Here is a 20,934-nt window from a genome sequence, read left to right as displayed (position 1 = left end):
TGGCAAAAATAAGTAAATTCGCTATTCTTTTAAAATAGTTATTCATGAGAAAAATATATCTACTTAGCCTTTTTGTTCTTCCGCTCTGCGTATTTGGACAAAAGAAAGACATTACACTTGAAAATATATGGAAGACTTATGACTTCTATCCAAAATCAGTAAAAGGTTTTAAGTCGATGAATAATGGCGACTATTACAGTAAGATTGACACCAAAGACAGTATAGCAGAAATTAATAAATACAGCTTTAGAACTGGAAAAAAAGTCCGCAAGATTCTAGATTCTAGAGGTATTGAATTTAGCATTAACAATTATACTTTTTCTGAGGATGAAAAAAAGGTGTTGTTTGCCACAGAAACAGAAGGTATTTACCGCTACAGCTCAAAGTCTAAGTACTTTATATATGATTTGATAACAAGAAAAGTAGATACTCTAAAATCTGAAAAGGTGATGTATGCTTCCTTTTCACCAAAAGGAGATAAAGTGGCTTATGTATTCCAGAACAATCTTTTTATAAAAGACTTAAAATCTAAAGAGATAACCCAAATAACATTTGACGGAGAAGTAAATAAAATTATTAATGGTGCATCAGACTGGGTTTATGAAGAAGAGTTTGGCTTAGTGAAAGCATTTCAATGGTCACCTAATGGAGAACAATTGGCCTATTATAAATTTGACGAGGGTAATGTAAAGGAGTTTTCTATGGACATGTTTAAAAACGAACTCTACCCCAGTCAGTATAAATTTAAATACCCAAAAGCTGGTGAGGAAAATTCTAAAGTTAGCATTCACCTATATGAACTCAAAACTCAAAAAATAAATACTGTAACATTTGATAAAGAATATGAGTATTTACCTCGAATGGGCTGGACAAAAAATGAAAATATATTGTTTGTGTCGGCAATGAATAGGCATCAAAATGAATTGGATTTTATTCTTTTCAACACATCATCAAATAGCAGTCGACTATTGTTCACAGAAACTGATAAATATTATATTGATATTCACGACAACACAACTTTTACTGAGGATAAAAAAAACATGATATGGACATCTGAAAAAAGTGGATTCAACCATATTTATCTCATCAACTTAGAAAGCGGAAATTGGAAACAAATTACTACTGGCGATTGGGAGGTTACAAAGTATCATGGAATGGATACAGAAAAAAGTAGACTTTTTTATACTTCTAATGAAGATGGAACTATTAATCGAGGATTATATAGCATAGGAATTAATGGAAATGATAAAATCAAATTATCCTCTAAAATTGGAACTCACAACAGTACTTTTAGTAATGGGATGAAATATTATTCCAACACCTACTCTACTGCTGACACACCTCCATATATTAGTCTACACAACAACAATGGAAATGAAATTAGAGTTCTAGAGGATAATTCTGCGCTATTAAATACAATGAATGAATTTGATTTATCAAAAAAAGAGTTTTTTACCTTCAAAACTTCTGAGGATATTGAACTAAACGGTTGGATGATAAAACCATCAGATTTTGATGCTACAAAGAAATACCCTGTTTTTATGTTTCTATATGGTGGACCTGGCTCTCAACAAGTATTAAATTCGTGGGGTAGGTTTAACTATTTCTGGTATCAGCATTTAGCTCAAAAAGGCTATATAGTAGCTTGTGTAGATAATAGAGGAACTGGTGGCAGAGGCTCTGAGTTTAAAAAACTCACCTACCAGCAACTAGGTAAATATGAAACTATTGACCAAATTGAAGCAAACAAATACTTAGGAAATTTAGATTATGTTGATAAACAGAGAATTGGCATTCAAGGCTGGAGCTATGGCGGTTATCTTTCTTCTTTAGCTATTACTAAAGGAGCTGAATATTTTAAAATGGCAATTGCAGTTGCTCCAGTTACAAATTGGAGATATTACGACAATATATACACAGAAAGATATATGCGAACACCACAGGAAAACCCTGAAGGTTATGATGAAAACTCGCCGATAAATCATGTTGAAAAGCTAAAGGGGGAATACCTTCTAATTCATGGTTCAGCTGATGACAATGTGCATTTTCAAAACACATATGAAATGGTTTCTGCTCTAGTAAAAGCCAATAAACAATTTGAATTATTTATATATCCCGATAAGAATCATGGAATATATGGTGGTAATACAAGACTGCATCTTTATAAAAAAATGACGAATTTCATTGAAGATAATTTATAAACATAAATTACTATATTCGAAGTCAATTTTAAAATAACCAATATCCAATAAATAATGAGTCAACAAAATCAAGAAATTTTCGGACATCCAAGAGGTTTATTTTATCTCTTCTTTGCAGAACTATGGGAACGATTCTCATACTATGGAATGCGTGCACTTCTCACCCTATACATGGTAAATGAGTTTTTCACATATATTACCGATGAAGCTTACAGAGAAGAAGTTTCTTTTGGAATTTTTGCCGCTTACGGCTCATTAGTCTATGCTACTCCAGTATTGGGCGGTATGATTGCCGATAAATTTATCGGTTTTAAAAAGTCCATAATGCTTGGCGGGATACTTATGGCACTAGGTCATTTCTTTATGGCATTTTATTTTGATTCAGATGTTTTAGGAATGAATGTTACAAGTGTAAATAATTTCTTTTTCTACGCTGCTCTTGCCTTACTGATTGTTGGTAATGGATTCTTTAAACCAAACATCTCTACTATGGTTGGACGATTATACCCTGAAGGTGATTCTAGAAGAGATTCAGGCTTTACCATTTTTTATATGGGCATTAATGCTGGTGCTTTTCTAGCTCCATTAGCTTGTGGTTGGTTAGGTTACGAATACGGATGGCACGCAGGCTTTGGCGCAGCTGGTATAGGTATGTTAGCTGGACTTGTTGTCTTCATGCGTGGTATGAGTGCTGGAGTCTTTGGAGATAATGGAGAACAACCAAAAGAATATCAAGAAAAGAAAATGTATGGACTAAGAACTGACTACTTCTTCTATGTAGTAGCCTTGTTAATGGTTCCTATTTCAGCTTTCCTAGTAAAGAACAATGCTCTTGAAGTATTAGAAGGTCTACAATTACACTCTTCTATTTTAACAGTGCTTGGAGTCATTATTTTAGGAATTATCATCAAAAAAATGATGGAGCTTTCAAGAATGGAAGTATTTAGATTAGTAAGTGTATTAGTACTCACATTACTTATAACCGTTTTCTGGTCATTCTTCGAATTGGCTGGTACTGCAATTACTTTATTTGCTGAAAGAAATGTTAATCTTACTCTTCTTAATGCATCGCAGACAAACGCTATCAACCCTGGATATATAATCTTCTTGGCAATTCCATTCTCTTTAATGTGGGTATACTTATCAAAAACACAACGTAACCCCATAACGCCAGTAAAGTTTGCCTTGGGAATATTACAATTAGGTCTTGGGTTTATTGTATTCGCAATGAGTGCTCAGTATATGGATGCTGATGGTCGTACGCCATTTATGTTCTTAATGATTGGTTATTTGCTATTAACTACGGGTGAATTATTTATTTCACCAATTGGTTTATCAAAAGTAACTGAGCTTTCACCAAAAAGCATGACTGCATTTATGATGGGAGTTTATTTCCTTTCATCTTCATATGCACACTATATTTCAGGTGGTATAGCAAAACTTACTACTAGCAACGAAGCAGGAATTGCTCCAGAACCTGGGTTTATGACGACAATGATAGAAAAAGTTACAGGCTTTTCTGGTGGCTTCACAGAATCTAGTATCGAAGGAGTTCAGTCATTATTAAGTTATACTTCTGTTTTCACTCAAGTTGGAGTTGTGGCAATAGGAATGGCAATTTTATCGTTTATAATATCACCAATACTCAAAAAATGGATGCACGGCGTTCACTAAAAACTAAAACAATGAAAAATATATTTATTATTTGCAGTTTTTTATTCTGCGTAACTTCTATTTCTGCACAAGAAAAAAACGATGGGTGGTTTATTAACTTTGATGAAGCCGCTGAATTATCTATGAAAACTAACAAGCCAATTTTAGCTAACTTTACTGGAAGCGATTGGTGTGGCTGGTGCATTAAACTAAAACGTGAAGTATTTGATACGCCTTCTTTTAAAACGTGGGCAAAAGAAAATGTAGTTTTACTTGAGCTTGATTACCCTAGAAGAACTAAACAGTCTGAAGAAATAAAAAAGCAAAATAGAGAACTTCAACAATTCTTTAAAGTTAGAGGTTACCCTACCCTACACATGTTCTCAGTAGGTATTGCTGACGGGAAAACTCAAATCACTGCTCTAGGAAAGACAGGCTATATCGCAGGTGGACCAACTCCTTGGATCGCCAATGCAAACAAAATGTTAACAACTAAAAAATGAAACAAATAATTACCACTTTACTGGTCATCATCTTGCCATTTGCTGTAATTTCTTGTAACGAAAACGAAAGCAAACCAAAAAAGAAAAAGACCAACCTTCAAGAAGTTATAAAAGCAAATAATCTTTATTCTTCAATTAACTGGATTTCTTTAGAAGAACTTGAGAAAAGAGTACAGAAAGAACCTCGAAAAGTCATTTTCTTATTCACTAAAAAAGGATGTCCTTACTGTAAAGAAATGAAGGAAACCACTTTAGTAGATTCGGACGTGATTAAAATGATTAACGATAATTATTATGCCGTATTACTAGATGGTAAAACCAAAGAACCCATTACGTTCAAAGGTGTAACATATGTTAATGATGCTTCAATTGAAGAAGACCCTAAATCAACATGGAGACACAATCTTTTTGCTGAATTGGTAGAACCATATAAAGGAGGGTATTACTGGCCGACTACTGTTATTCTTGATTCAAAACTGGAAAAGATTAGAAGCTTTCCTGGACTTCAAAAGCCTGCTCAATTCAAAAGGCTATTGATGAATTTCAATAAGAAATAAGAATTATGTATTGATACAAAAAAAGGTCTTGTAAAAACAAGACCTTTTTTTATGGGTGGATGATGGGATTCGAACCCACGACCCTCGGTACCACAAACCGATGCTCTAACCAACTGAGCTACAACCACCATTGGGACGGCAAATATATAAATTTAGTAAACTACTGCATTGTTTTTTACACAAAAAAACTAACTTTGAATAACCATGAGCAACTCTAAAAACATACATATCTCTGGCATGACTTGTGCCAACTGTGCTAAGGGTATTGAAAAACATCTTAACAGTAAAGGTTTTACAGATGTAATCATTGATTTTCCAAATGCAGAAGCTCGATTTATTGAAAGCGAGCATAATGATACTAATGTAATTATCAATGAAATTGAGTCAATTGGCTACAAAGCAAAAGAAGGAGAAAGCGAAGCAGATAACAAAGTAGAAAAACTATTTGCAATAAGCTTAATACTCACTATTCCGTTATTTAGCCATATGTTTCTCAATGAAGGGCATATCCTTCAAAACCCAATAATTCAGTTCTTTCTTGCCTTACCCGTTTATCTAATTGGATGTTATTACTTCGGAAGAAGTGCATGGTATTCAATCAAAACAGGCGTTCCAAATATGGATGTGCTTATAATGATGGGAACAACTGCAGCTTTTTTTTACAGCATAGTTGGTTCAATAGCATTTCATGGAACTTCTGAGGCTCATAACTATCTATTTTTTGAAACAACAGCTACCATTATCACTCTAGTATTGTTGGGTAATGTTCTTGAACACCGTTCAGTTAAACAGACTACCTCAGCTATTAAAGAGTTGAGTGCTATACAAAATCTGACCGCCAAAAAAGAAAACAATGACGGAACCATACAGAATATTCCGTTTAATGAAATTCAAGCAAACGATATTTTACTCGTTAATTCAGGAGATAAAATCCCAACAGATGGAATTATCATTTCTGGTGAAGGCTACTTTAATGAATCTATGATTACTGGTGAAAGTGAAAGCATACTAAAAAGTATGAATGAGAATATCATAGGTGGCACTATACTTTTGGATGGAAACATCAAAATGAAAGCCCAAAAGGTTGGCGAGGACACTGTCCTTTCACACATTATTAAGCTAGTAAAACAAGCTCAAAACGATAAGCCAAATATTCAACGACTTGGCGATAAAGTGAGTAGTATTTTTGTGCCTGTAGTTCTTCTTATTTCACTTTTAACATTCACAATTAGTCACTTTGTTTTTGAAATTAGTATTTCAGAAGCTGTTATGCGTTCAATAGCTGTATTGGTTATTTCATGCCCTTGTGCAATGGGATTAGCCACACCAACAGCAGTAATGGTAGGATTAGGTCGTGCGGCAAAAATGGGCATACTTATAAAAGGTGGTAGTACTCTAGAAGAATTTGCCAAAATAAAGCACATTGTTTTTGATAAAACAGGAACGCTTACTAATGGAAAATTTAAAATTGATGAAATTAGTTGTGCAGAAAGTCTAAGAAGCACTGTTACTAACCTACTTTATTCTCTCGAAATACATTCCTCACACCCCATTGCTAAATCCATTAGTAAATCATTAGAAAAAGAAGCCTCCCTATTAGAAATTTCTGAAATACAAGAAGTTAAAGGAATGGGCATTGAAGCCAAATGGAAAAATGACCACTATAAATTGGGTAGCGGGAAATTCGTTAATTATACCGATGAAAACTACCAATTGTTTTTATTCAAAAATGACTCATTATTAGCAGCTATTAAATGCAGTGATGAACAAAAGGAAAATCTTTCAAGTACCATACAAAACCTCAAAAATGATGGACTTACAACAACAATTCTTAGTGGAGATAAAAAACATAAATGTATCGACTTAGGGCAATCTATAGGTATTGACACCATTTATGGAGAACAACTACCACATGAAAAACTAGAGAAAATTGAGTATTTAAATAAAAATGGTTTAACAGCAATGGTTGGCGACGGCATTAATGATGCTCCAGCGCTAGCCAAAGCACATGTTGGAATATCATTAGGAGGAAGTACTGAAGTTGCCATTGAATCGGCACAAATTGTAGTGCTAAACACCTCTAATTTAAAACAAATAGAACAAGCATACAGAATTAGTCAACATACACTAATAACCATAAAACAGAACCTATTTTGGGCATTCTCTTACAATATTGTAGCCATTCCCATTGCAGCACTTGGATTTTTAAACCCAATGTGGGGAGCATTATTTATGGCATTCTCTGATGTTATTGTAATTGGAAACTCACTGAGACTTAAGAAAAAAAATATTTTCAAATGAAAAAACAAGTTCTAATCTCCATATTTTTAACACTTAGCATCTGTTTATTTGGACAAGAAAAGTATAAATCACATGATTTTATTGAAGGGAACATTCCGTCATATAAGCCTACTTTTAATAAAAATTACCCAGACTGGGCTAAGATGCTATATACTGAGAATTTGAATTTCTATGAAGTAAAGAAAAAGTACAAGAAATGGAAGGCACAAAGCTCAAGCCAACACAAAGCTATTGAAAGATACTACAAAATTTGGAGTAGAAATGCCTTACCCTACGTATTGCCAAACGGCGAAATTTTTATCAAAAAGCAATCTAATAGCAACACCGAAATAATTGAACAAAATTCAGAAGCAAATAATCAATGGAGTTTCTTAGGACCCAAAGAAACCTTTTGGCTGAATGAAAGTGGTAGTGAATTAGCTACGGCAAGTTGTCCTTGGCAGGTTAACATTTACTCCTTTGACGTATCTAAAAGTAATGATTCTGTTTTATACTGTGGTACTGAAACAGCTTTTGTCAGTAAATCGGTTGACAATGGAAATACTTGGACATTAACAGGTCAAAATTATAATTTTGGAGGAGGAATTACAGCCATAGCCATTGATCCTCAAAATGAAAACATAGTCTATGTTGCTGCTAATTCACAAATTCATAAAACAACGAATGGAGGACAAGACTGGATACCTTTACTACCTTCAGACGGTTCATTTTACTCTGATAAAATCATCATAAATACTTCCAATCCTAACCATATAATTACAGCTGGTTCATCAGGGATATATCGTTCTTTAGATGGCGGACTTAATTGGACAAACCCTTGGCAATATCAAGCTTATGACATACATTTTAAACCGAATGAACTAGAAAAAGTATATGCCGTAAGTACACAAAACGGATTATTTCAAATCTTGAAATCAAATGATGGAGGACAAAGTTTTAGTGTTTTTTTAAATTTTCCCAATATTACAAATGAGTCTGGTGGACTTTTAGCAGTATCTAATGACTCTCCAGACAATATTTTTATTCTACTTCTAAGTAGTGAAGAAACTCCCCTTCTATACAAAATAGACTTAGTCTCAGAAAACGCGGAATTACTAGCCACTGGACAGACCGATGACTTTCCGCTAGAAAATTGGCAAGGGTTTTATGATTTTGTTTTTGAAGTATCTCCTGACGATGCAGATATTATGTTTGCCGGAACCTCAAGCTTATATAAGACCACAAATGGAGGCGATAATTTCTCATTAGTTGGTGGTTACGGAGGAGACTTCCCCATACATCCTGACGCCCAATATATGATGCTATTAGAAAATAATAAAGCTTGGCTTGCAACAGATGGCGGATTAACTTTTTCATCAGATAATTTCACTAATACGAATAACGCACAATCAAAAAACAATAACCTTATAGGCTCTGACTTTTGGGGCTTCGACCAAGGTTGGAATGAAGATATTGTTGTAGGTGGTCGATACCACAATGGAAATACTGCAATAGCTGACTTTTATCAAGAAAAATCCATAAACATGGGTGGTGCTGAATCGCCAACAGGTTGGGTGTTAAAAGGGAAAAGTAGACATGTAGCATTTAATGATTTAGGTGCTGGATGGATATTACCACAAACTGCTGAATCTTCACCTGAAGGGCGTTTTCCATTTAATAAATACCCAAATATGGATGAATATGGTGGTAGAAGAGGCAATATGGTATTTCATCCCAATTATTATGAAGTTATTTATCTTGGTGAAGGAAATGGCTTTTGGAAAAGCAACGATATGGGAGAAAACTTTGAGCTATTACACGACTTTGAAAAAAGAGTCCGTTACCTTCAAATATCTTACAATAACCCAAATATAATTTATGCAGACATCGTAAATGAAGGGCTATATAAATCAGAAGATGGTGGCTATAGCTGGCAACATAAACCTAGCCTAACAGATGGATCTAACGGACAATCTTCATGGGAAGGTAAGCTTCAGTTTGCTATCTCTCCAAACAACGCTAACACAATATATGCTTGTCTAAATAATGGCATTTGGTCATCTGATATAGGCAAAGTATTCAAATCAACTGATGGTGGTGATAGTTGGATTGATTGGACCGCAAACCTTAACCCCTATTGCGAAACATTGATAGTTCAACCAGATGAGCAAGGTAATGATATTGTATATCTTTTAACATCTAGCTTAAGTGGTCAAGACGGTAATTGTTACATAAGAAGAAATGGTGAGAACAATTGGTCTCAATATGGAATTGACTTCCCCGCTGGGAAGAAGATAAATCATGCGTTAGCATTTTTCAGAGATAGTAAAATTAGAGTAGCAGGAACAGGTGGAATATGGGAAAACGGCTTAGACAACACTGACTTTTTACCTATAATTCAACCTTGGGTAAATAGACCTGTCATTAATTGCTTTTTAGATACTATTCAACTTAACGATCATTCGATTATAGACCATGAAGGTTGCAATTGGTCATGGAATATTGAACCATCGCCAGTGTATATTGAATATGAAAATATTAGAAATCCAAAAGTAGTACTTGGAGAAATAGGCAGTTATGATGTTACCTTAACCGTAACTAAAAATGGTGAAACCTATTCAAAGAGTATTGAAAATATGATTTTTGCTGAAGAATGTCCTTCAGTAAGTAATTGTAATAACCCTGCACTTTTACCAAAAGAAAATTGGGAATTAAAATACGTAGATAGTGAAGAGGTTAATTATCCAGGTTATGCTACTATGGCTTTTGACAACGACCCTTCAACAATATGGCATACTAAATGGAGTACAGGCTCTGACCCCTACCCTCATCAAATGGAAATAGACCTTGGTGAAGACTATAAAATTTATGAATTTACATATCAGACTAGGCAAGATGGTGAAAATGGTAGAATTAAAGATTTTGAACTTTACTTTAGCGACAATTCACTGGATTATGGGGAAGCCGATACCATAGCTGAATTTGAAAATACAGGCGCTCCTCAAACCCTTATTTTTAATAATCCAAAAATAGGCAGGTATTTAAAATTAGTAGCTTTATCAGAGGTAAATGGAAATGAATGGTCATCAGCTGCAGAATTTGATATTAAAGCTTGCTATAACACTACTGGAATTAGTTCTCCAGATTTTCAAAAACTTAGAGCCTTTCCTATACCAACTCAAGAAATTTTAGAAATCTCCTTACCCTCAAAAGATCAAAGCTATTCCTATACACTCTATTCAATAGCAGGACAACAAATTGATAACGGAAAAACCACTTTGAATCAAGGGAATATAAGATTAGACTTATCTAATTTGACAGATGGGATTTATGTAGTGAAATTAACGGATAAATCTAACCGTCAATTCTATGTTAAAACAGTAAAAGAATAATTTACTTTAGCTTGTCTAGATTATCAATAGCAATAAAGCGCTCTACTGTAAAACCTTCCCCATAATCGACCCTAGCAAGTCGACCCGTATTTGCTGCTCTGTAACGCACACTATCAAGAAACCCTTTGGATGAGATAATGGTTTCTGGCTCATCAGATTTAGCATCAAAAAACTGAGAACTAAAGGCTTTTACAACTTCTATTTTTTTGTCGATAAAATTACTTATATCTACAACAAAATCTGGCTCAAGCTCTTCGAATTGAATATAGTGATAAACAACTTCTGGTCGCCAAGCGTCCTGACCGGTTTCAATTTTAGGTAATCCTGATAAAAAACAAGCATGAGATACTAAGTCAGAAGCTTTTTTATGATCGGGATGTCTGTCACTAATAGAATTAGCTAGAACTATTCGAGGGCGATATTCTCTTATAGTTTTAATAATCTCCATCTGATGATTTTCATCATTCTGAAAAAAACCATCTTTAAAGTTCATATTGTGACGCATCTCAACACCAAGCAACTGAGCAGCTTTTGCCGCTTCCTTATCTCGAATTTCGGCACTACCTCTAGTTCCTAATTCTCCTCTAGTCAGGTCAACTATTCCTACTTTACTTCCAAGAGCTATGTGTTTGGCAATAGTTCCGCTACAGCTTAACTCTACGTCGTCTGGATGTGCACCAAAAGCTAAAATATCTAACTGTTTATCCATCTTATTATCTTTTTAGATTTAGGACTGGTAGTAGGCAAAAAGTAATCAACCCAATTCCCTTCTTCATCAACAGTAAACTTCTGAAAATTCCATACAACTGGAATATTTTTCATGCCATTTTTACTTTTTTCTGTCAGCCACTGATATAAAGGGTGTTTATTCTTGCCTAGCACTGTTATTTTTTCAAAAATAGTAAAACTTACACAATAAGTGCTTGAACAAAAGGAAGATATCTGTTCATTATCACTAAATTCTTGATTAGCAAAGTTTGAAGTGGGAAAAGCTAAAATTTCAAAATTAAGATGTTTATACTCATTATACAGTTCCTCTAGCTGTTCATATTGAGGTGTTAATCCACACATTGAAGCAACATTTACTATCATCACTTTTTTACCCTTCAATGAAGACATATCAAAGTCCGTTCCATCAATGGTTTTAATTGATAAATCATATATAGAAAATGAATCAGAATTGTTAATATTACTCATACAAGATGTTAAACAAGTAAATAGAAATACAATATAGTATTTCATTATTTTATGAATCGCTTTTGCCTCCACTGTGCTAGTACACTAACAATCGCTATTACAGCTATTGAATAATAAACAAATGTTGGAATGGGCATTGGGTCACCTTTAGCGTAGGAATGTAAGCCTGATAAATAGAAGTTCACTCCAAAATAGGTCATGATTATAGAGCCGTACGCAAGAATAGATGCAAAATTAAAGGCGAACATTCCTTTCAGTTTTGGCACAAAACGCATGTGTAAAACAAAAATATAAATAAGCATACTAGCTAATGCCCAGGTCTCTTTAGGGTCCCAGCCCCAATATCTTCCCCACGACTCATTTGCCCAAACACCACCTAAGAATGTCCCTATTGAAAGCATAAACAAACCAGTAGTTATACTCATTTCATTAATATATGTTAACTCCTTAAGGCTATTACTAATTCTTAGTTTATTCGTCTTATTTTGGATAATCATTAATATCAAGTTTAAAAACCCAAGTAAAGCTCCTAAAGCTAAGAAACCGTAGCTTGCTGTAATTATTGCTACGTGAATAAGCAACCAATATGAATCAAGCACAGGAACTAAATTTGTGATCTCAGGATCAAGCCAATTCAAAGCTGCTACCATTAACAGTAACGATGAGAGAATAGCAGTTGCTGCTACGGTCATCAAACTTTTTCTAGCGAATATGAAGCCTGCTAAAACCGTTGCCCAAGCAATATATATCACACTTTCATACGCATTACTCCAAGGAGCATGGTTAGAAATAAACCATCGCCCCATTAAACCAATTGTATGTGCAGCAAAACCAATCCCAACTAATATCAATGCAAATCGAATAATGCTATTTCTCCATTTACGCTCTTTTAATATCTGCTGAATAAGTAGTAAAATCATCACTAAACCTACTAAGGCATAGTAGTAAGACAGGCGATTGAAAACTTTGGCATTATTGTAAAACACTTCTGTTTTTAATTTCAAGTCTGAGGGGTAAACATCTGCTCCAAACTTTTTCTGATAGTTGCCAATTGCTGTAAGGGTATTATTTGCTACTTTATAATCACCGTCCTTTTGAGCTTGTTGAAGGCTTCTATAGTATATTGGTAAAATAGAGTTCACAAATAATGAATCGTCACCAAATAATAGAGTTTCACTCATTGCTGGTGAAACCCATTTATTGTTAGGGTCATCTGGAATTGGAAAGAAGCGTAAAAATGAACCATTGTACACCATGTAAGAAATGTTGACTCTTTCATCTACAGCCATAACCTCTTTATCATATTTACTTCTTTCGGCTGGCTTTTTTGCATATGCTACTTGCACGTCATTCGTAAGTACATATTTAGCTTCATCACTGAAGAATGATAAGAAAGAAGTGTACTTTTCTTCTAAACCCAACTTCTCTCTCAATTCATCATTATTTACCTTTATCATTGGTGCTAACTGCCACAAGTAAGGGTTTTGAAGCATCCCTAGCACTACTTGATTAGAATTCAGACCATTATAGTTGCTTTTTCGACTAACTTTTCTGAGAATCTCTGAAGTAGTCGTTCCAAATGGTTTCATTCGTCCACCCTCATCTTGAACAACTAACATTCCAAATTTATCAGCGTGTTCTATACTTATTGGATTAGATAAGATAAGAGAATCAACACTTTTAGAGTCTTGAGCTGTTAAATTCATTGATAAGAACAGCAACACCATCAGGGCAGAAGTTCTTTTGGTTCTTAGTTCATCGAGTTTTTTTCTAAGATTGGAAAAGCGAGTTTTCTTAGAAAAAATGGTAGCAATCATTCCTATTGACATCATTAGATATCCAAGATAGCTTATCCAAGTTCCCCAAAAATCGTGATTTACTGATAAAACCGTTCCCAATTCATCTTGATCATAGGAGGCTTGAAAAAAGCGATATCCTTTATAGTCCAAAACATTATTCATAAAAATACGGTGGTCCGTTTCTTCTTCTCCGTCAATCAAAGTTACTTCACTTGCAAATGATGCAGGACTATTAGAGCCAGGGTAACGCTCTAACTGAAAATCATTTAAACGAACAAAAAACGGTGTTTGATAATACATTGAGCCATAAGACAGCGAGAAGTTTAAACCACCCAATTGAAAATGATTTTTGTTGCTAACCATACCTTTATCTCCGAAAAGCTCTACAATCTGTTCTTCGCCATTGCTGCTGACTTTTACTTTCAGTAAATCTTCAAGCTCCTCTCCTTCTTGATTTACTCCTTTGTAATAGCTAAGAGTCGCTTTTTCATTTAATATTGGAACTACAAAGTTTTGACCAGAAACCATATATAAAGACCTCAACATTAGAGGTTGAATACTATCTTTTTTTACAGAGCCTTTAAACTGGTCTGCCATTCTCATGAATTGAGCATCTTCTGGAAGTTGAAGCATCAACTCATCATTTTCATAAAAGAAATTAACATGTCCAGGCAAAGGTGTTCCAAAAGAGAAGTTGAGTCCTAAATAACGCTCTGCTCTACCTTCTTGCAAATAATAAGTCTCACGCCCATTAGCACCCGCCAGTACAATAGTAAGTGTAGGCACTCCCTCTCCAACTATTAGAGTATCTTGTGCATTGGGTACATAATCTAAATAGTCAATTGAGATATCATTATCTAAAAACTTTACCGTTTGACTAAATTCATTGGAAGACAAAAACTCCAACAGACCCTGATAATCATCAAGTAAAATCGGCTTATTATAGTTATATTGATAAGCATTGTCATGTACTTTTATTTGTAAAAAAGTGCCATCAGAAATAATTAAATCAGATTGCTCTCCTTCACGAATAGGCATCATTCCTTCAAAACTAACGTATCTGGTAATTCCAGCGCCAATGACTATTATCACAAAAGAAATGTGAAATAATAAAACAGGCCATTTTTCTTTTCGCCATAATTTATATCGGTTAATGTTGGCCAACATATTTATGGTAAGCAATACAATGATAATTTCAAACCATGTTGCATTGTATACCAAGGCCTTGGCAGTTTGAGTACCAAAATCATTTTCAATGAATGTAGCGTATCCAATAGCAACAAAGAATAATAATATCAAAAACGCCATTAGTCGCATTGATAAAAGAGCTGAAAGTAATTTGTCGAACATTAGGTTTTATTTTGGAAGTACAAAATTACTTAATTTTGTGCTTTTTGAATCTAAAAAAAGTATATTTCGGCATGACTAAAATAACAATGATTGGCGCAGGTAATTTAGCCACACATCTCAGCCGTGCATTATTGCATGCTGACCATGAAATTGTTCAAGTTTACAGTCGTACCGAAGAATCCGCTTCAATTCTAGCAAATGATTTAAAATGCCCATATACTTCTGACTTAAGTTCTATCATCAGCTCAGAATTGGCTATAATCGCCGTTAAAGATGATGCCATTGAAGAAGTTGAAAAACATATTTATTTCCCAAAGGTTCATACTTCAGGAACAAAAGATATGGACAGCCTAAGTAATAGTAAAATTGGTGTTTTTTATCCGCTTCAAACATTTTCTAAGAATAGTAATATGGATTTTAAAAACATCCCGATATGTATTGAAGCAAACGACTCCTCTTTTTATAAACTAATTAATAACCTGGCTTGTTCCATAACAAGCAGCGTTTATAAATTGGATAGCGAACAAAGAAAACAGTTACACTTAGCTGCTGTAATTGCATGTAATTTTAGCAACCTCATGTATCGTTTTTCTGAAAATATTTGCAAGGAACATTCCATTCCTTTTGAAATATTGCAGCCACTAATCATCGAAACTGCAAACAAAATTCAATCCTTGCCACCATCAAAGGCACAAACAGGACCTGCCCAAAGGGGTGATGAATTGACAATAAAGAAACATATTGCAGCTCTTGTTGGTAATGATGAATTACAACGTATTTATGAAACACTAAGTAATAGTATTAAAAAACACTCATGAATTATAAAGAAAAATTACACCATATCTCCACATTTATCTTTGATGTAGATGGAGTACTTACAGATGGTAAAATAATTCTTCATCCAAGCGGCGAACAATTAAGAACTATGAGCGTAAAAGACGGTATGGCAATAAGGACTGCACTTAAAAAAGGTTATAAAATTGCTATTATTTCTGGTGGGAAAAGCAAAGGTTTAATTGAGCGTTTTAAACACTTAAAAATTGATGACGTATATTTGGGATGTGATGATAAAAAAGATGCTTTAGAAGATTTTAAGCACATTCATAATATTGACTCAAAAAACATACTGTATATGGGTGACGATATCAATGATTTGGAAGTAATGAAAGAAGTTGGTTTAGGGTCATGCCCTCAAGATGCTGTTGCTGAAATTAAATCTATTGCTGATTACATATCTCATAAAAATGGTGGATCAGGTTGCGTAAGGGATGTTATTGAACAAACACTAAAAGTACAAGGAAAATGGTAAAACTAGTAGATTTTTTTAGCCTTATAAGATTTAAGAATTTATTAATCATTGCTCTTAGCCAGTATCTAGTTAGGTATGCCCTCATTATTCCAATGACGGACTCAAGAAGCTTGAGCGATTTACAGTTTTTTTATTTAGTGCTTTCTACATTATTTATTGCAGCAGCAGGCTATATTATAAATGACTATTTCGATACTCAAGTAGATAGACTTAATGAAAGAAAAGTGATAATTGATAACACTATTAAAAGACGAGAAGCAATTTTGCTGCATTTTGTCTTAAGTGGTATTGGTGTTTTTCTAGGTTTTTATTTAGGATGGAGAGTTGGTATAGCTAATTTAGGTTTTATCAATTTATTTAGCTCAACAGCTTTGTGGTTTTACTCCACTAACATGAAAAAAGGCTACTTAAGTGGTAATATCATCATTAGTTTATTGGCAGCATTGACACTGTTTATTGTTCCTATGTATGAGATTATACCTAATCCGGAAGTGAACGGACAAAGTGCTTTTTATCTCATTTGTTTTTATTCAATTTTTGCTTTTGTAACAACCTTTATTAGAGAAATTATTAAAGATTTTGAAGACCAGTTTGGAGATAGTAAAATGGGTTACAATACATTTGCTATAGTTTCTGCCAAAACAGCAAAAATCACGGTCCAAACTATCAGTATATTGCTTATTCTTAGTATCGCAGTGATAAGTTACTTCCAAATACAATACGATGGGTTATATGCCGCCATTTATGTTTGGCTAAGCATAGAACTGCCTCTAATTTATTTTTTCATAAAACTTAGAAATGCGAATGATAAAAAGACATACCACCAACTTAGTCAGCTCATAAAATTAATAATGCTAACTGGTACCCTGTCTATTCTTGTTTTTACTCTTCTTTTCTAGAATATGCTAAAAAACCTACATTCTAAATCTATCTTTTTAGCCTCAAAATCTCCAAGACGAAAGGAATTGCTAGAATCTCTTGGCATTTCATTTGAAATAAAGTTGAAAGATATCAACGAAGATTTTCCATCAAAAATGGATATTTATGAGGTTGCAGAATTTCTAGCAACAAAAAAGGCAAATGCTTTTGAGCCTAAGGAAAATGAAATTTTCATCACAGCTGATACAGTAGTGATTTGTAATGAGGAAATACTCAATAAACCTAAAGACAAAGATGAGGCTGAAAAAATGCTAAATCTTTTGTCTGATAATAAACATGAAGTAGTAACTGGCGTTTGTATCAATTCATCTGAAAATCAAGTGTCTTTTTCTGAAAAAACTGAAGTTTATTTTAAACCTCTAACAACAGAGGAAATAGATTTTTACATTGACAATTACCAACCTTTTGATAAAGCTGGAGGTTATGGCATACAGGAATGGGTTGGCAAAGTGGGTATAAAAGAAATTAAAGGAGACTATTATAACGTTGTTGGATTTCCTCTGGCAAGACTTTATAGTATTCTGGTAAATCTTTAGTAACTTTGCAATACACCAAAAACAAGAGCAACTTATGAAATCTCTTTATTTTGCATTAGCAGTTTTATTATTAGCATCATGCTCTTCAATGAACAACATTGTTTTGTTTGAAAAACAAATTGAAGGTGAACAAATTTCACTTTCAAAGTATCAAAAACATAAACTTCAAGAGGGCGATATTCTACACGTTAAAATTATTGGTGTTCAAAAAGAGTCGTTTGAAATTTTTAATTTGGAAACCAACACTAATAACATTCAAACTACTTCTGCAAATTTATTCCTAAATGGTTTTACAATTGACAGTCAAGGTTTTATAGAAATCCCAACTCTTGGAAAAATTTCAATTAAAGGGCTTACAATTGAGGAAGCAAAAGATAAAATTCAAATTGAGGCCGACAATTATTTAATTAATTCAACAGTAAGAGTTAAACACATAAATTTTGAAATTACTGTTTTGGGTGAAGTGAAAAATGCTGGTACTTATACTGTTTACAAAGATAATATCACCATAATAGAAGCTTTAGGTTTATCAGGAGATTTAACCGATTATGCAAATCGTAAAAAAATCAAACTCATTAGAGACAATCAGATAATTTATATTGACCTCACAAAAATAGAAACCTTATACTCTGAAAACTTTGTATTGAAAGCAAATGATGTTTTGTACATTGAACCGTTAAGAAATGTGAAGTTGAGAAGCTCAAATGCTCAAATTTATATTTCAGCGATATCTAGTATAGCCCTAATTGCCAATATTTTATTCGGAATATTAAATTCTAACTAAGTCTATTATGAATAATTTGAATTCTTCAACTCAAAATGAAAAAATTGAAATCAAAGTTTTATTTGATAGGCTATTAGTATTTTGGAAACAAACAGCTTTATCAATCCTCATTTTTCTAACCATTGGTTTTTTATATAATTGGTATTCAACAAAAATTTATAAATCGTCAACAACTATTTTGATAAAGGAAGATAGTAACTCTGGTTTAGGCTCAGAAGATTTGTTTGGCGGACTTGATTTATTTGGCGGACAAAAAAACATAAAAAATGAAATTGGAATTCTTAGATCATTTTCATTAACTAGAAAAACGTTAGAAGATTTAAATCTAAGAATCAGTTATTTTCATTCTGGCAGTTTAGTTTCAAAAGATATTTATGACAAAACTCCATTTACAGTAAATCTAATCAATAGCACACCTCTTCTGATAGATCAAAAATATTATGTGAAAATAATTTCTGAAAATGAATACCAATTAGAGGTTGATTTTAAGGATGCTAAATTATTTGATTTAAAGGAAGAGAATTATGTTTCTAACGATGAATACGATTTTGAATACGAAAATACCCACAAGTTTGGGGAGCTAGTTTCAACTGACTTTTTTGAATTTAAATTGGAGAAAAACGATTTAAGTTTATTTGTAGAAAACGAATGGGATACATATTATTTTATTGTAAACAACTACAATGACCTTACCCAAGCCTACATGAAGAAAATAAACATCATTGAAACTGACAAAGAATCTTCTATTTTAAAGATTACTCATGAAGGTTCAAACCCAAAGAAAATAAACGACTTTTTAGAGAAATTTAATTTTCACTACTTACAAATTGGTCTAAACGAAAAAAACCAGATTGCTTCAAACACTATTTTCTTTATCAATGATCAACTCACTTCTATTTCCGACTCTTTGAACAAGGTTGAAAATGATTTAGAAAACTTTAAACAATCAAATCCAAAAATTCAGTTGTCTAAAGATGAATACAGCACATACTTTCAAATTGAAAAACTTGAGGAAGAAAAAGCAATTTTGGAATTAAACAACAAATATTACCTGTCTGTTCAAAAATATTTATCAGAAAATAATGACATCGATAATATTGTAGCGCCCTCAGCAATGGGCATCAATGATCCTCTTCTTAACGAATTAATTAGTGAACTCACCAGATTATATTCTCAACTGGAAGTTGCCAGCATTAACTCAAGAAGCGAGCATCCAATTGTACAATCGCTTCAGAATCAAATTCAGAACACAAAAAATATTTTAAATGAAAATATAGAAAATATTATTTCAAACTCTGAACTTTCTCTCGTTGATATCAATACCAGAATCAAACAAATAGAAACTGAAATAAATAAACTACCACGTAAAGAAAGGGTTTTACTAAATATTCAAAGAAAGTTCAACTTAAATGAAATTATTTACAACTATCTTCTAGAAAAAAGAGCAGAAGCATCGATTACCAAAGCGAGTAATGTGTCTGATCATAAAATTATTGATAGCCCCAGACTTATCTCAAACGAACCAGTAGAGCCTAATACAATGATAGTCTATGCATTTTCATTATTACTTGGTTTATTCGTTCCGATAATTAGCATTACTTTATATTTCGTATTAAACGATAAAATAATTGATAAAAAAGATATTGATCAAATTACTGATGTTCCAGTCATTGGAAAAATTATGACCAATGAAAGCGAAAATAATATTGTAACCGTAAACAGTCCTAAGTCGGCCATTACAGAATCATTTAGAGCAATCAGAACAAATATTCAGTATTTGGCTGCAGAAAAAGCTGAAAAAGTTATATGTATAACCTCTAGTATTAGTAGGGAAGGCAAAACGTTTATTGCCATAAATCTTTCTTCAATAATCAGTCTGACTGGCGAAAAAACAATCTTAATTGGTGCCGATTTGAGAAAGCCCAAGATTTTTGATGATTTCAACTTAAAAAATACTGTAGGCTTAAGTTCATATTTAAGTAATCAAAAGACTAAGGAAGAGATTATCAATAAAACCCAGTTCGAAAATTTAGACATCATACTTTCAGGACCAATTCCGCCAAACCCATCGGAGTTGCTGAATAATGAGAAAATGAGCAACTTCATAAAAGAATTAAAAAAAGAATACAAATACATTGTCATTGACACCCCACCAATTGGATTAGTTACCGATGGTCTAATTCTTATGAAGCACTCAGATATTAACATATATGTTGTTAGACAAAATTATACGACCAAAGAGATGCTAAAAGGTTTCAATGATTTAGTCACAAATAACAATCTCCAAAAAATAAACCTTATCATTAATGATATTTCAACCGATAAATCTTCACACGGTTACGGATACGGATATGGCGATACTTACGGATACGGTTATTACAATGAATCTGAAAGTAATTTATCTTCCAAAAAATGGTGGAAAAAAAGTTAATTT

The 20,934-nt window shown here is 33.2% G+C and carries 15 protein-coding genes and 1 tRNA gene; 12 read left to right on the top strand and 4 right to left on the bottom strand.

Features of this window, described 5'->3' with window-relative positions; translation table 11 throughout:
* Positions 1-44: 44 nt before the first annotated feature.
* Genes ISP73_00390 through ISP73_00375 form a run of 4 tightly spaced genes read left to right on the top strand, consistent with a single transcriptional unit; the run spans position 45 to position 4,914 of the window.
* A complete protein-coding gene (locus ISP73_00390; protein MBL6657045.1) occupies positions 45-2,201 on the top strand; it encodes a S9 family peptidase in 2,157 nt (718 codons plus the stop codon).
* Positions 2,202-2,255: 54 nt separating this feature from the next.
* Positions 2,256-3,875 (top strand): peptide MFS transporter, encoded by a 1,620-nt coding sequence (locus tag ISP73_00385; GenBank protein ID MBL6657044.1) that lies wholly within the window; start codon positions 2,256-2,258, stop codon positions 3,873-3,875.
* 11 nt (positions 3,876-3,886) lie between these two features.
* Positions 3,887-4,357 (top strand): thioredoxin family protein, encoded by a 471-nt coding sequence (locus tag ISP73_00380; GenBank protein ID MBL6657043.1) that lies wholly within the window; start codon positions 3,887-3,889, stop codon positions 4,355-4,357.
* The gene (locus tag ISP73_00375) at positions 4,354-4,914 is read left to right on the top strand and encodes a thioredoxin fold domain-containing protein (GenBank protein ID MBL6657042.1); all 561 of its coding nucleotides are present in this window, start codon (positions 4,354-4,356) and stop codon (positions 4,912-4,914) included. Before ISP73_00380 ends, ISP73_00375 begins: the two co-directional genes overlap by 4 nt.
* 54 nt (positions 4,915-4,968) lie before the next feature.
* Here ISP73_00375 and ISP73_00370 read toward each other — a convergent pair.
* Positions 4,969-5,042, bottom strand: a tRNA-His gene (locus tag ISP73_00370).
* A 76-nt stretch (positions 5,043-5,118) separates the two neighbouring features.
* Between ISP73_00370 and cadA the strand changes: the two genes are divergently transcribed.
* Positions 5,119-7,215, top strand: a complete 2,097-nt coding sequence (gene cadA / locus ISP73_00365) for a cadmium-translocating P-type ATPase (GenBank protein ID MBL6657041.1) — start codon at positions 5,119-5,121, stop codon at positions 7,213-7,215.
* Positions 7,212-10,586: a discoidin domain-containing protein gene (locus ISP73_00360; GenBank protein MBL6657040.1), complete on the top strand. Its 3,375-nt coding sequence runs from the start codon at positions 7,212-7,214 to the stop codon at positions 10,584-10,586. Before cadA ends, ISP73_00360 begins: the two co-directional genes overlap by 4 nt.
* 1 nt (position 10,587) lies before the next feature.
* Here ISP73_00360 and bshB1 read toward each other — a convergent pair whose 3' ends face one another.
* From bshB1 to ccsA, 3 genes are read right to left on the bottom strand one after another with little or no spacing between them, the layout of a single operon-like run.
* Positions 10,588-11,295, bottom strand: a complete 708-nt coding sequence (bshB1, locus tag ISP73_00355; GenBank protein MBL6657039.1) for a bacillithiol biosynthesis deacetylase BshB1 — start codon at positions 11,293-11,295, stop codon at positions 10,588-10,590.
* Positions 11,280-11,828, bottom strand: a complete 549-nt coding sequence (locus tag ISP73_00350) for a glutathione peroxidase (protein MBL6657038.1) — start codon at positions 11,826-11,828, stop codon at positions 11,280-11,282. Before ISP73_00350 ends, bshB1 begins: the two co-directional genes overlap by 16 nt.
* A complete protein-coding gene (gene ccsA / locus ISP73_00345; GenBank protein ID MBL6657037.1) occupies positions 11,828-14,932 on the bottom strand; it encodes a cytochrome c biogenesis protein CcsA in 3,105 nt (1,034 codons plus the stop codon). The genes ISP73_00350 and ccsA overlap by 1 nt, the downstream gene beginning before the upstream one ends.
* 71 nt (positions 14,933-15,003) lie before the next feature.
* Between ccsA and ISP73_00340 the strand changes: the two genes are divergently transcribed.
* The 6 genes from ISP73_00340 to ISP73_00315 all read left to right on the top strand — a co-directional run bounded on the left by ISP73_00340 (position 15,004) and on the right by ISP73_00315 (position 20,931).
* Positions 15,004-15,750: a DUF2520 domain-containing protein gene (locus ISP73_00340; GenBank protein ID MBL6657036.1), complete on the top strand. Its 747-nt coding sequence runs from the start codon at positions 15,004-15,006 to the stop codon at positions 15,748-15,750.
* Positions 15,747-16,241: an HAD-IIIA family hydrolase gene (locus tag ISP73_00335; GenBank protein ID MBL6657035.1), complete on the top strand. Its 495-nt coding sequence runs from the start codon at positions 15,747-15,749 to the stop codon at positions 16,239-16,241. Before ISP73_00340 ends, ISP73_00335 begins: the two co-directional genes overlap by 4 nt.
* A complete protein-coding gene (locus tag ISP73_00330; GenBank protein ID MBL6657034.1) occupies positions 16,235-17,140 on the top strand; it encodes a geranylgeranylglycerol-phosphate geranylgeranyltransferase in 906 nt (301 codons plus the stop codon). Before ISP73_00335 ends, ISP73_00330 begins: the two co-directional genes overlap by 7 nt.
* Before the next feature lie 3 nt (positions 17,141-17,143).
* A complete protein-coding gene (gene maf / locus ISP73_00325; protein ID MBL6657033.1) occupies positions 17,144-17,716 on the top strand; it encodes a septum formation protein Maf in 573 nt (190 codons plus the stop codon).
* 88 nt (positions 17,717-17,804) lie between these two features.
* Positions 17,805-18,500, top strand: a complete 696-nt coding sequence (locus tag ISP73_00320) for a polysaccharide biosynthesis/export family protein (protein MBL6657032.1) — start codon at positions 17,805-17,807, stop codon at positions 18,498-18,500.
* Positions 18,501-18,507: 7 nt separating this feature from the next.
* Positions 18,508-20,931 carry a polysaccharide biosynthesis tyrosine autokinase gene (locus ISP73_00315; protein MBL6657031.1) on the top strand — a complete coding sequence of 808 codons (2,424 nt, stop codon included), beginning with the start codon at positions 18,508-18,510 and terminating at the stop codon, positions 20,929-20,931.
* The last annotated feature ends 3 nt before the right edge of the window (positions 20,932-20,934 follow it).

The organism is Flavobacteriales bacterium (assembly GCA_016779935.1).
In the GTDB taxonomy this organism is placed as follows: domain Bacteria; phylum Bacteroidota; class Bacteroidia; order Flavobacteriales; family UBA7312.
This window is presented reverse-complemented; position numbering and strand designations above follow the sequence as displayed.

Bases quoted from the DNA above. Each gene is read 5' to 3' on its own strand.
- ISP73_00390 (MBL6657045.1), top strand. From the start codon at position 45: ATGAGAAAAATATATCTACTTAGCCTTTTTGTTCTTCCGCTCTGCGTA.
- ISP73_00385 (MBL6657044.1), top strand. From the start codon at position 2,256: ATGAGTCAACAAAATCAAGAAATTTTCGGACATCCAAGAGGTTTATTT.
- ISP73_00380 (MBL6657043.1), top strand. From the start codon at position 3,887: ATGAAAAATATATTTATTATTTGCAGTTTTTTATTCTGCGTAACTTCT.
- ISP73_00375 (MBL6657042.1), top strand. From the start codon at position 4,354: ATGAAACAAATAATTACCACTTTACTGGTCATCATCTTGCCATTTGCT.
- cadA (MBL6657041.1), top strand. From the start codon at position 5,119: ATGAGCAACTCTAAAAACATACATATCTCTGGCATGACTTGTGCCAAC.
- ISP73_00360 (MBL6657040.1), top strand. From the start codon at position 7,212: ATGAAAAAACAAGTTCTAATCTCCATATTTTTAACACTTAGCATCTGT.
- bshB1 (MBL6657039.1), bottom strand. From the start codon at position 11,295: ATGGATAAACAGTTAGATATTTTAGCTTTTGGTGCACATCCAGACGAC.
- ISP73_00350 (MBL6657038.1), bottom strand. From the start codon at position 11,828: ATGAAATACTATATTGTATTTCTATTTACTTGTTTAACATCTTGTATG.
- ccsA (MBL6657037.1), bottom strand. From the start codon at position 14,932: ATGTTCGACAAATTACTTTCAGCTCTTTTATCAATGCGACTAATGGCG.
- ISP73_00340 (MBL6657036.1), top strand. From the start codon at position 15,004: ATGACTAAAATAACAATGATTGGCGCAGGTAATTTAGCCACACATCTC.
- ISP73_00335 (MBL6657035.1), top strand. From the start codon at position 15,747: ATGAATTATAAAGAAAAATTACACCATATCTCCACATTTATCTTTGAT.
- ISP73_00330 (MBL6657034.1), top strand. From the start codon at position 16,235: ATGGTAAAACTAGTAGATTTTTTTAGCCTTATAAGATTTAAGAATTTA.
- maf (MBL6657033.1), top strand. From the start codon at position 17,144: ATGCTAAAAAACCTACATTCTAAATCTATCTTTTTAGCCTCAAAATCT.
- ISP73_00320 (MBL6657032.1), top strand. From the start codon at position 17,805: ATGAACAACATTGTTTTGTTTGAAAAACAAATTGAAGGTGAACAAATT.
- ISP73_00315 (MBL6657031.1), top strand. From the start codon at position 18,508: ATGAATAATTTGAATTCTTCAACTCAAAATGAAAAAATTGAAATCAAA.